Raw genomic sequence first — 11,433 nt, 5'->3', positions numbered from 1 at the left:
GTGCTTTGTTTTAGCTTTTTACTTTCTGATTTTTATCAACACCCGCCATTTTATTTCTGGTAATGTTGTTCATTTTCATATCTGAAAGTACATTCACAGCTTCCTCGATATAAACATCTTTACTAAGGCTTTCATGCCATCTCAATCTCTTTTCCTTCAGAATAGTATCTGTAGCGAACAGTTGCTCTTCAAAAGGTAACGAGTTATAAGTCAGATTCGTTTTATAATCTCTGATAGATTCAAACTGCTTAGCCATCTCTTTATCTTCCGCAGCTTGCGCAGCATATTCAGAATAATTTAATGGATAACTGCTTTCATCACTCTGAGTCTTCACCCATTTCGCATTCTCCTCGATCATCTTCAACTGAGTATTAGAACTCATTCGTTCCTTACTGGCCGCGATTGCTTCATCGTATCCAACATAACCATCCCAGATATCGTAATCTGCCGCATCGATCTTATCCCAGGGTAATGGGTTTTCCTGATCTTTTTCACCTATATCTACAAAGCTGTAACGATCTGGAACCACGACATCACTCTTCACACCTTCCAGTTGGGTAGAACCACCATTAACACGATAGAACTTCTGTGTAGTGATCTTAAGAGCTCCCATATCGCCCATTTCATTATTTCTTAACCATCTATTTAGGTCGATCACGTTTTGCACTGTTCCTTTACCATAGGTTTGCTTACTTCCAATAATAATAGCTCGTTTATAATCCTGCATTGCAGCAGCCAGAATTTCTGAAGCTGAGGCTGAAAGTTCGTTTACCAGGATTACTAATGGACCATCCCATAAAACCTGAGGATCTTCATCCTTAAGCACTTCTTTTCTCTGTCCGTTAGATTTCACCTGAACAATTGGTCCTTCCTCAATAAACATCCCAGCGATATCCACTACGGTTTTTAGTGAACCACCACCATTATTTCTAAGGTCAAGAACCAGACCTTCCATTCCCTCCTGTTTCAATCTAATAATATCTTCCTTGATATCTGAAGCAGCATTCCTGCTATTGTAATCTTCCATATCGAAATAGAATTTCGGCAGATTAATGATTCCGAAGTTCTTCCCGTCTTTCTTCACCATAGAAGTTTTAGCGTACGTTTCTTCGATCTCGATCACATCTCTAACCAAAACTACATCTTCGATATTTCCCATCACTTTTTTACGCACTGTAAGCGTTACTTTGGTGTCTTTAGGGCCCTTAATAAGGTCCACTGCATCATCCAGTCTCATTCCTACGATACTCACTGCATCTTTCTCATCTTCCTGCTTCACTTTCAGGATCACATCACCTTCAGTAATCTCATCACTTCTCCAGGCTGGACCTCCAGAGATCACTTCAGTAATTGTAATATTATCACTGTCTTTTACCAATCTTGCTCCAATTCCTTCCAGTTTACCAGACATGGCTATATCGAACCTGTCCTTTTCCTGTGGTGCGAAATAGAAGGTATGTGGATCGAATTCTTCCACGATGGCATTGATGTATACTGAAAAATAATCTTCTCTTTCAAGATCATCAGTAAAGTCATAATATCGTTCCATGTTGGAAAGCGTAGATTCCCTAGCTTCTTTTTCCAGTTCAGTATCAGATTTTACTTCATATGTATCATCTGCTTCCTTCTTGGTCACTTCATCCTCCTTTAGATCATGATAAGTGATCAATGTATTGAATTTCAGCTGCTCTTTCCATCTTTTGGTTAATTCAGCTTTTGAAGAAACATACTTCAGGTTATCATAATCTGTATCGATCTTATCATTTTCAGAAAAGTCAAATGGCTCGCCAAGTATATCCTTGTAGATAGATCTCGCCTCTTCCATTCTCTGCTGAAGCCTTCCGTAGGTAAGATTAAAAAACTCAATATTTTTGCCCTTTATTTGATCGTCGATCTGATCTTTAAAAGAACTGAAGTCTTCAATATCCTCTTTGTAGAAAAATCTTTTTGAAGGATCCATTCCTTCAAGGTAATCCTCGTATACATTTGCCGAAAACTCATCATTGATTTCCTTGGCATCATAGTGTCCCTGGTTAAGAACATAAGTGATTAGGTCTATCAATAATTTATCTTTATCTGGATCGTCAAAAGTCTTAGTTGTAAAACTACAGGACGCAGCTGCCATGAAGACCATGACCGCCAGTAATTTAAAATTCCTTTTCATAATTCTTTTTAATTTCGTCATCGCGTGGTTACATCTAGTACAGTAAAAACTATGCCAACAGACACTTAGAAACCGACTAATTTGTCAAACCACTAATATAACGTTTCCTTATTTAAATTCTTATTTTAGCTAAACCAAATAAAACTGCATGAACAAGAAGAAACCACTGATTCTGGTTACTAATGACGATGGAATCACCGCTCCCGGAATTCGAACTCTTATCGAAGTAATGAAGGAAATTGGTGACGTGGTGGTGGTCGCTCCAGATAGCCCTCAAAGTGGAATGGGTCACGCCATTACAATTAGCGACACCTTATTTTGCGAACAGGTCACTATCAAGGAATCTTACAAACATAAAGAATACAGCTGTTCGGGAACCCCGGCAGACTGCGTGAAGATAGCTACCCAGGAGATCCTCGACCGCAAGCCAGATCTTTGCGTAAGCGGCATCAATCATGGTTCCAACAGTTCCATCAATGTTATTTACTCAGGTACGATGAGTGCTGCTGTAGAAGCTGGAATCGAAGGAATCCCGGCAATTGGCTTTTCACTACTGGATTATTCGCTAAATGCCGACTTTGAGCCTGCCAGGAAATATGTAAAAGCGATCGTTAGGAATACGCTGAAGAATGGACTTCCAGAAGGGGTTGTTCTTAATGTGAATATTCCCAAACTTGCTTCTGGAGAAATTAAAGGCATGAAGGTATGTAGACAGGCCAATGCACACTGGGAAGAGGAGTTCGATAAAAGAAGGAGTCCGCAGGGCCGCGATTATTACTGGCTAACCGGAACCTTTGTAAATAAAGACGAAGGTAAGGATACAGATGAACAGGCGCTGGCAGATGGATATGTTTCCATAGTTCCTGTACAATTCGATCTTACTGCACACCATTTCCTAAAAGAACTGAATAACTGGGAGTTTAATGATTAAACAGAATATTCTAACAGGCTTTATCACCGGGCTGGCTGCCAACATTGCCGGTGTCCTGGTATATACAGGATTATTCTCCAATGCCGGGATCGATGCTACCCTAGCCGATGCTGTGGCTAACGATTACCTTGGAAAGGTCATTGCTTTAGGTGCTATTCTCAATTTCCTTCCATTTTATATATTTCTAAGGAAGAAGCAGAATTATCATGCACGCGGAGTACTGTTAGCAACTATCACTGTAGCAGTCGCTGTAGCGATTTACAAATTCGTGTTATGAAGTATTATATAATAGCCGGAGAAGCTTCCGGAGACCTGCACGCATCAAATTTAATGAAAGCTCTCAAGGAAGAGGATCCTGAGGCAGATTTCAGATTCTGGGGTGGTGATCTCATGCAGGCTCAGGGTGGCAAAATGGTAAAACATTATCGCGAACTAGCCTTTATGGGTTTTGCTGAAGTTATTATGAACCTTCGTACCATCTTCAGTAATATCAAATTATGCAAAGAAGATATTAAAAATTATGAACCCGATGTGATCATTTATATCGATTATCCGGGATTCAACATGCGTATTGCCGAATGGGCTAAGAAGCAAGGATACCGGAACCACTATTATATTTCTCCACAAATCTGGGCATGGAAAGAAAACCGAATTAAAAAGATCAAAAGAGACGTTGATCATATGTACGTGATTCTGCCTTTTGAGAAGCAATTTTACGAGGAAAAATATAACTTCCCGGTAGAATTTGTAGGTCACCCACTGTTGGATGCCATACAGGACAGGCAACCTCCTCAACCAGAACAATTCAGAAAAGAACATAATTTAGGCGACAAGCCTATAATTGCGCTATTACCCGGAAGCAGAAAACAGGAAATTGAAAAAATGCTGAGTATCATGCTTAGCGTTACAGATCATTTTGAAGATTATCAATTTGTAATCGCTGGTGCACCAAGCCAGGACAGTGAATTTTACCAGGAATTTACCAGCAGAAAGAATGTAAGTCTTATCATGAATAAAACTTACGATGTGCTGAGTCTTGCGCATGCAGCTTTAGTGACCTCTGGAACTGCAACCCTGGAAACCGCACTTTTTAAGGTGCCTGAAGTAGTATGTTACAAAGGGAGTTATGTCTCCTATCATATAGCCAAACGTATCATTAATTTGGATTATATCTCATTAGTCAATTTGATCATGGATCGCGAGGTTGTGAAAGAGTTAATTCAAAGTGAACTCAATACTGAAAATTTGAAAAAAGAACTTACCAAGATACTTCAGGATAAAAAACGTGAAGAGATTTTTAGTGAGTACCACGAACTTGAATTAAAGCTTGGTGGAGCTGGTGCCAGTAAAAATACAGCGAAACTTATCATGGAAAATTTATAATCTATGAAGACATCGATACTTCTAAAAGTAATCATTGCCTGTATGTTGATTGCTACCCTTAGCTCCTGCGGAAGCAGATCAAGGGTGATCACCACTAAAGAAGCACAATCCAGGGTTTCAAGAAGCGAAAAGAAGCTGGAAAGGCTGGAAGATGCTGTTGAGCCTAAAGCTGATGTTAGAGTGGCTGAGAAGATCGTAAAACATGCTAAAGGTTTTGAAGGCACCAGGTATAAATTTGGTGGTACGACCAAAAAAGGTATGGACTGTTCAGGACTGGTCTATGTAAGTTTTCTGGAAGAAGGCTTATCACTACCCAGAACTTCCCGGGCGATGTCTCTGAAGGGAAAAAGATTGTATTTAAAGGAAGTTAGTACGGGTGACCTGCTTTTTTTTGAAACTAATAAGAACAAAAAGGTCATAAATCATGTTGGTTTGGTTGTGCAAACCGACCGAGACAACATTTATTTCATTCATTCTTCTACTTCAAGGGGCGTGATTATCTCTTCATTATCAGAAACTTACTGGAAAGATAATTTTGTGATGGCACGTCGCGTGATTTAAAAAATTAATTACTTTCAGGCGATTAATTCTATTGCTTGAAAAGTTCCGGATTCGTATTTATAAGGCTTAGCCTGTATCTGTTAGCAGGCATACTGCTAGGCTTCTGTCTTAGCGCAGAACTGCGATCAAGCTTGGTAATTACCACTAGCTGTCTCCTGCTCTTTTTCATTGCGTATTACAGAAGCTCGAAATTAATCTTTCCAGATATCTTCTTCGGAATAGTCACTTTTTTATTAGTTGCAAGTGTGGGATTTACCGCTGTTCAGCTTAGGCAACCGGAAAATATAAATTCACATTATACCAATTTCGATATTGAAGCAGGTCATATTCTTAAAGCTGAAGTTTCCGAAGAATTAAAACCGAACCAGTTTAATTCCAGGTATATTATTGAAGCCAGATCGCTTCTAAAAAAAGAAGAATTTCAACAAGTTTCCGGAAAGATCCTTCTCAACATCAAGAAGAACATCAATGATCCTAATAGTTTAAAGCCTGGAGATATTTTGTTACTCCCCTTTACGACCGAGCGAGTTAAACTACCAGCCAATCCATTTATGTTTAGTTACCGGGACTATCTGGAGGGTTTGAAGATGCACCGCCAATTGCACATAAACCATTCGGAAGTAGAGGTTATTTCTTTTAATAATAGCTTACACAGTTATTCCAGGTCATTACGCACTAAACTCATAGAGAATGTTCGTCGTTATAACTTTTCGCAAAACGAAATTGCGGTTTTCCAGGCATTAATTCTTGGTCAACGCAGCGATTTGAATGACAAACTTTACAAGGATTACGCTGCTGCGGGGGCTGTGCATATTCTGGCAATAAGCGGACTTCATATTGGTATCCTTCTATTGATGCTGAACTGGCTTTTGAAACCTCTAAAAAGATTTAAAGCGGGTGAATGGTCAAGTTTATTGCTTTGCATTGTTTTACTATGGAGTTTCGCGATGCTCACAGGCCTGCAACCCTCGGTTGTAAGAGCAGTAACCATGTTTAGCTTCCTTGCAGTTGGTCTTAACCTGAAGAGGAAAACAGGAGCTTTTAATAGCCTTGCCTTATCATTCTTTTTCCTGTTACTCATTGACCCTTATTATATTCTGCAGGTAGGCTTTCAGCTGAGTTATCTAGCGGTATTTTGTATTTTATTGATCCAACCAAAACTTTATAATTTAATAAACATCAGTAATAAGTTTCTTGATTATTTCTGGAAACTAAGTTCGGTTAGCATTGCTGCACAAATAGGTGTTCTGCCGCTTAGCATCTATTATTTCCATCAGTTCCCCGGTCTATTCCTGCTCACCAATCTATTTATTCTACCTTTTCTGGGCGTTCTACTTATCTCGGGAATTCTTGTACTAATACTGGCATATGTTGGATGGTTACCAGATTTTTTGGTGTGGTTATTCAACAAACTGCTGTCGGTCATGAATTGGGCAGTAACGGAAATTGCTTCTATCAAACCATTCGTCTTTTCTAATATTGATTTTAGTATTTTCCAAACCATCGCTCTTTATTTACTATTAGCTGGGATCATGATGATCTGGCAAAAATTAAACTACAGAAGCCTGATTGCCTTTGCTATAGGATTAATTATACTTCAGCTTAGTTTTATTGCTAATAATTTTTCGAATCCTTCAGCTGAAATTGTGATCATGCATCGCTACAAGGAAAGTATGATCACTTTTAAGAACAACAGGAATTTAGTAGTGGCTACAAGCACTCCCGAAGCACCCGAACTAATTGATTATATAAGGGAACGGAAAATAAAGAAGCTTGAGAAAACCCAGTTAGAGGATTTTTATATGACTCCGAAGGGTTTGCTATATATCCAAAGCGATAGCATCAATCTGCCAGAACTGGAAATCCATCCTGAAGTACTTTTACTTCGGAATTCACCGAAGGTAAATTTCGATAGATTATTAATGAATTCTCAACCGAAACAGATCATAGCCGATGGAAGTAATTATCCCTATTTGATCAGGAAATGGAAAGCGACGGCCAAGAATAAAAAAATCCCTTTCCATGCAACTGCTGAAAAGGGAGCTTATATGATGAGGTAATGAATTTCTAACCCGAGAATTTATTTTCGAAGTTCTCCTGGTAAGCTTTCCAGTCTTCCTCTGTAGTTACATTTTTGTAATCATTGGAAGCAAAAACCTTCAAGAATATTTCCAGTTTTTTAGGAGTAAGATATCCTTTTAGAGGAGAAAGAAACTTGCCTTTTTCATCAAAGAATACCATCGTTGGGTAAGCGTTCACTCCCATTGCCAACGCAAATTCATGTACAGAATTTCTTCCTTTTTTGTCTGCCTGGTAATTTGGATTCTTGAATACCTTGTCATTGTATTTAACCACTTCGTTACCTTCAGCATTAAACTTTACGGCATAATAATGTTTGTTGATATAGTTGGCTACATCTTTATTACCAAAGGTATTTTTATCCAGAAGTTTACATGGACCACACCAGGTAGTATAAGCATCTACAAAGATCTTTCTTGGCTCTTTCTTTTGAGCTTCCAGAGCTTCGTTCATGCTCATCCAGTTAATCTCCTGAGCCTGTACCGCTGAAACAGCCGATATAAATGTTAGAAAGAATATTAGTTTTTTCATAAGCTAAAATTAATGAATTTAGCTAAAAGCAAAAAGCGTTCCTAAGCTAATAGAAACGCATTGATAAAGCTTTAATTATTTGATTCCGTGCATTAATTTCTTCAGCAATGGATTCAGCAACGCTACTAATAATCCACCGGCGATAGGAACTATCGTGAATATGAGGAAGAAGGTAGAAAGGTCATACTGTTCTGTAACAGATTCGATCATACCTCCAAGTGAACCGGCAAGTTTGTTTCCAATGGCTATCGCCAGGTACCACATTCCAAACATAAAGGCGATCATTCTTGCTGGCACCAGTTTACTTACATAAGATAATCCAAGTGGCGATAAACATAATTCACCAAGGGTATGTAACAAGTAGGCCAGAATAAGCCAGATCATGCTCACTTTTGCTCCTTCTGCTAGTCCGCTTGACCCGAGAGCCAGTAGTCCAAATCCGAGTCCAAGAAGCACAAGCCCAAAGCAGTATTTGTAAGCAGCAGAGGGATTGTATTTACTCTCCCACCATTTCGAGAAGAAAGAGGCAAATACTATAATAAAGAAGGAGTTCAAAATACTAAACCATGATACGGTGATCTCGGTCGTTGTTGCTGAAAATTCACGCACTAACATCCAGATCACCAGAGCCCAGATCCCCGCAAAGCATATTCCCAGGATGATATTAGAACCGGGTATTTTTGAAAAAGTCTGTTTCCATAAAAGATAAAGTACCCAGGTAATGATTGCGAGCGGAACTACCGTAAGCAGTGCATTAATAACATTAAAGATCATCGCTGAGTTTCCGGTAAGTACCCTGTCTACATTATCTCTAGCAAAAATGATAAGTGATGAGGCTCCCTGTTCAAATGCCAAAAAGAAAAACACTGTAAACACAGCAAAAATGATCACTGCTATTAATCTGTCTCTAACTACAGGGGCATAACGAGAAATTCTTGAGATAACCAACACCAGAAATAGCGCCAGACCAAGCAAAGCCATTCCAATTGGTCCTGAAAATGGTTCACCTCCAAGATCAAAAGGCATCACGACTGGAAGTAAGTTCAGATCACCGATCCTCGAAACCGGATCATTGATAAGATAGAGCAATCCAATGGTGGCAGATGCGAATACCAGAATTTTATCGAGTAAAGTAAAAGGATTAGGCTTATGACTTACACCTTTACTTTCCTCTTCTTTTAGGTGCTTTGCTTCCAATTCTTTGTCTGGTACTCCACCTATTTTCCCAAATAGAGGTTTAGCCAGCCAGAATTGTAAGGTTCCTAGAAGCATAAAGATTCCTGCAAGGCCAAATCCCCAGCTCCAGCCAATTTTTTCAGCAAGATATCCGCAAAGCATCATTCCGAAGAATGCGCCCGCATTTACACCCATATAAAAGATAGTGTATGCACCATCTTTTTTATCAGTTTTGCCTTCATACATTTCAGAAATGATCGAGGTGATATTCGGTTTAAAGAAACCCGTTCCAATCACCAATAAACCAAGTCCCAGGTAAAGGGAAGTTTCAGTTTCCAACGCCATGGATGCATGACCAAGGGTCATTATCGCAGCACCTATAATTACCGCCCAGCGGTAGCCAGTAAACTTATCTGCGATGAGTCCGCCAAGAATTGGAGTTAAATATAGCAGTCCAGCATATGTTCCGAAGAGAGCTCCGGCATTCTCGGCAGTCCATCCCCAACCGGGATTATCGACTCCTACGATAGCCATCGTTAGGAAATTCACCAAAAGCACCCGCATTCCGTAGAACGAAAAGCGTTCCCACATTTCGGTAAAGAAGAGGACAAAAAGTCCTGCAGGATGGCCTAAAACTTTACTTTTAAAAAAGTCATTTTCAACATTAACTTCTCCGCTGGCTGTCATATTTAAATGATATTAAGACTGCGTATCACCAAGTTCAAAATTCTCCTGTTGTGGTAGTTCAGCTTCATTATCCTCAACTCCATGAGTAAGTCTCTTTAAAGGCTTCAACAATAGAATCACAAGTAAACCGAAAATTGCCGTAAATATGGTAATTCCCCAGAAGGTCTTGTATTCCATATCGGTTTGAATTTCTTCCACTATGAAGTTTCCACTCCATCCTTTTTTCTCATCACCTTGTTTGAAATCTATCAATACATGGTAAGGATCTTCAGCAGTAACGTTTTCCTCCTGTAAAGTTTCAACTACTTCGTTGCTTCTTTCACTATCCTTAAACTGAATGAAATCAAGCATTGGCTCATTCCCTTCCAGCGTGGTAAGTTTCAATTCCCCATTTTCTTCATAAACATTTCCTGCTAGTCTGAAATCCTGTTGTTTATCCACTACAGAATCGTTGATTTGAAGGTTCTGGGTCATCTGTGAACCGGTAGCATTAAGATTCACTACCATTGGCTCTCCCTGAGAAAATTCTCCAATCACACCTGCAACTTTGTTACCCAGACCTGTCGCTGCAAAATAAACACCCATCATAAGAGATGCATATTTGACCGGAGCAAGTTTAGTAATGAATGAAAGCGCTACTGGTGAAGAACAAAGCTCCCCGATAGTATGCAGTAAATAAGCAAGAACCAACCAGTACATTGCCGCCTTTTCATCGTAAGGAGTATAGCTTTTCGCAGCCATCGCCATAAAGATGAATCCAAGACCCATAATAATCACACCGGTCGCCATTTTAAAAATAGACGAAGCCTCTTTATTCTTAAGTTTTCTCTTAGCCCAGAAGTTTGCGATGACCACACCAAATATGATAATGAACATTGCATTCAGTGACTGGAACCATGTCGCTGGAACTTCGTTACCAATTAAAGGTAAATCGAATGGGATAGATCTATCAGTTTTATCCAGCGCATAAATATTCATTAATCCACCAGCCTGCTCGAAAGCACCCCAGAATACAACTACTAATAGAAATGATAAGATCATTACTACGTAACGGTCTTTCATTATTTGGGTAGTAAGGTCTTTATAAACCATCAGCATTAAGGCTGTAACCAAAGTTAGGAAGATATAAAGTAAACCGTAAGGTAAGGATTCAAAGATCAGATAGTAAACAGATCCAGCCATTAAAACAGCTGTAATTCCTAGCTGTAATGGTGATTTCAGCAATTTACTGAACATGTTCCCAAGAGAAGCTCCTTCACTACGCTCTGCTTTTGAAAGTAGGTTACCAACATTTACAAGGTACTTCTGCCCCCATAGATAAACCAGAAGACCTAAAGCCATCGCGATTCCCGCAAGACCGAATCCCCAGTGCCATCCTATTTCTTCTCCAACATATCCTACGATCAAACTGGAAAGAAAAGCTCCAAGGTTGATCCCGATATAAAATATAGTAAATCCTTTATCTCTTCTAATATCACCTTCCTTATAAAGTCCACCAACCATCGTAGAAATATTCGGTTTAAGCATTCCTACTCCGGCGATGATCAAAGCAAGACCTGAGTAAAAAGCCCACATTTCTTCCACTGCAAGAATACCATGTCCTACAACCAGCACAATACCTCCAACCAGCACAGTTTTCTTCTGCCCTAATAGCTTATCTGCGATGATACCTCCGGGAATGGATGCCACATATACCAGCATGGTATACCAGCCATAAAGCGCGATCGCTTCTCCACCTGTCCAGCCTAAACCTGCATTTCCTCCTGTAGTGGCACTTACAAGATAAAGTACCAGAATTGCACGCATTCCATAATAGGAAAAACGCTCCCACATTTCAGTGAAAAATAAAATATAGAGACCAACCGGGTGGCCAAATAATTCTTTTTGATTAGCGCGTACGTCTTGAGTTGCCATTAATATG

General features: G+C 39.5%; 9 protein-coding genes. 5 read left to right on the top strand and 4 right to left on the bottom strand.

Annotated elements, in window-relative coordinates; translation table 11 throughout:
• Positions 1–10: 10 nt before the first annotated feature.
• Positions 11–2,164: a carboxy terminal-processing peptidase gene (locus JM79_RS03025; RefSeq protein WP_185739456.1), complete on the bottom strand. Its 2,154-nt coding sequence runs from the start codon at positions 2,162–2,164 to the stop codon at positions 11–13.
• 148 nt (positions 2,165–2,312) lie between these two features.
• Between JM79_RS03025 and surE the strand changes: the two genes are divergently transcribed.
• Genes surE through JM79_RS03000 form a run of 5 tightly spaced genes read left to right on the top strand, consistent with a single transcriptional unit; the run spans position 2,313 to position 7,099 of the window.
• Positions 2,313–3,095, top strand: coding sequence for a 5'/3'-nucleotidase SurE (gene surE / locus JM79_RS03020; protein ID WP_141876748.1), 783 nt, complete (start codon positions 2,313–2,315; stop codon positions 3,093–3,095).
• Positions 3,088–3,372 (top strand): hypothetical protein, encoded by a 285-nt coding sequence (locus tag JM79_RS03015; RefSeq protein WP_141876747.1) that lies wholly within the window; start codon positions 3,088–3,090, stop codon positions 3,370–3,372. Before surE ends, JM79_RS03015 begins: the two co-directional genes overlap by 8 nt.
• Positions 3,369–4,478, top strand: a complete 1,110-nt coding sequence (gene lpxB / locus JM79_RS03010; RefSeq protein ID WP_141876746.1) for a lipid-A-disaccharide synthase — start codon at positions 3,369–3,371, stop codon at positions 4,476–4,478. Before JM79_RS03015 ends, lpxB begins: the two co-directional genes overlap by 4 nt.
• Positions 4,479–4,481: 3 nt before the next feature.
• Complete coding sequence (locus JM79_RS03005; RefSeq protein ID WP_141876745.1) at positions 4,482–5,039, top strand: C40 family peptidase; 558 nt, start codon at positions 4,482–4,484, stop codon at positions 5,037–5,039.
• A 35-nt stretch (positions 5,040–5,074) separates the two neighbouring features.
• Complete coding sequence (locus tag JM79_RS03000) at positions 5,075–7,099, top strand: ComEC/Rec2 family competence protein (protein ID WP_141876744.1); 2,025 nt, start codon at positions 5,075–5,077, stop codon at positions 7,097–7,099.
• Between the two features lie 7 nt (positions 7,100–7,106).
• On the opposite strand, the gene JM79_RS02995 is transcribed toward JM79_RS03000, so the two are convergent.
• The 3 genes from JM79_RS02995 to JM79_RS02985 form a co-directional block, all read right to left on the bottom strand.
• Positions 7,107–7,649: a thioredoxin fold domain-containing protein gene (locus tag JM79_RS02995; protein ID WP_141876743.1), complete on the bottom strand. Its 543-nt coding sequence runs from the start codon at positions 7,647–7,649 to the stop codon at positions 7,107–7,109.
• Between the two features lie 75 nt (positions 7,650–7,724).
• Positions 7,725–9,512: a peptide MFS transporter gene (locus tag JM79_RS02990; protein ID WP_141876742.1), complete on the bottom strand. Its 1,788-nt coding sequence runs from the start codon at positions 9,510–9,512 to the stop codon at positions 7,725–7,727.
• Positions 9,513–9,524: 12 nt separating this feature from the next.
• Positions 9,525–11,426: a peptide MFS transporter gene (locus tag JM79_RS02985; RefSeq protein WP_141876741.1), complete on the bottom strand. Its 1,902-nt coding sequence runs from the start codon at positions 11,424–11,426 to the stop codon at positions 9,525–9,527.
• Between the last annotated feature and the right edge of the window lie 7 nt (positions 11,427–11,433).

It is taken from the genome of Gramella sp. Hel_I_59, from assembly GCF_006714895.1.
GTDB lineage: Bacteria > Bacteroidota > Bacteroidia > Flavobacteriales > Flavobacteriaceae > Christiangramia.
This window is presented reverse-complemented; position numbering and strand designations above follow the sequence as displayed.

What these genes read in the sequence shown, in the direction of transcription:
- lpxB (WP_141876746.1), top strand. Translation starts at nt 3,369, where the DNA reads ATGAAGTATTATATAATAGCCGGAGAAGCTTCCGGAGACCTGCACGCA.
- surE (WP_141876748.1), top strand. Translation starts at nt 2,313, where the DNA reads ATGAACAAGAAGAAACCACTGATTCTGGTTACTAATGACGATGGAATC.
- JM79_RS02990 (WP_141876742.1), bottom strand. Translation starts at nt 9,512, where the DNA reads ATGACAGCCAGCGGAGAAGTTAATGTTGAAAATGACTTTTTTAAAAGT.
- JM79_RS03015 (WP_141876747.1), top strand. Translation starts at nt 3,088, where the DNA reads ATGATTAAACAGAATATTCTAACAGGCTTTATCACCGGGCTGGCTGCC.
- JM79_RS02995 (WP_141876743.1), bottom strand. Translation starts at nt 7,649, where the DNA reads ATGAAAAAACTAATATTCTTTCTAACATTTATATCGGCTGTTTCAGCG.
- JM79_RS03005 (WP_141876745.1), top strand. Translation starts at nt 4,482, where the DNA reads ATGAAGACATCGATACTTCTAAAAGTAATCATTGCCTGTATGTTGATT.
- JM79_RS02985 (WP_141876741.1), bottom strand. Translation starts at nt 11,426, where the DNA reads ATGGCAACTCAAGACGTACGCGCTAATCAAAAAGAATTATTTGGCCAC.
- JM79_RS03025 (WP_185739456.1), bottom strand. Translation starts at nt 2,164, where the DNA reads ATGAAAAGGAATTTTAAATTACTGGCGGTCATGGTCTTCATGGCAGCT.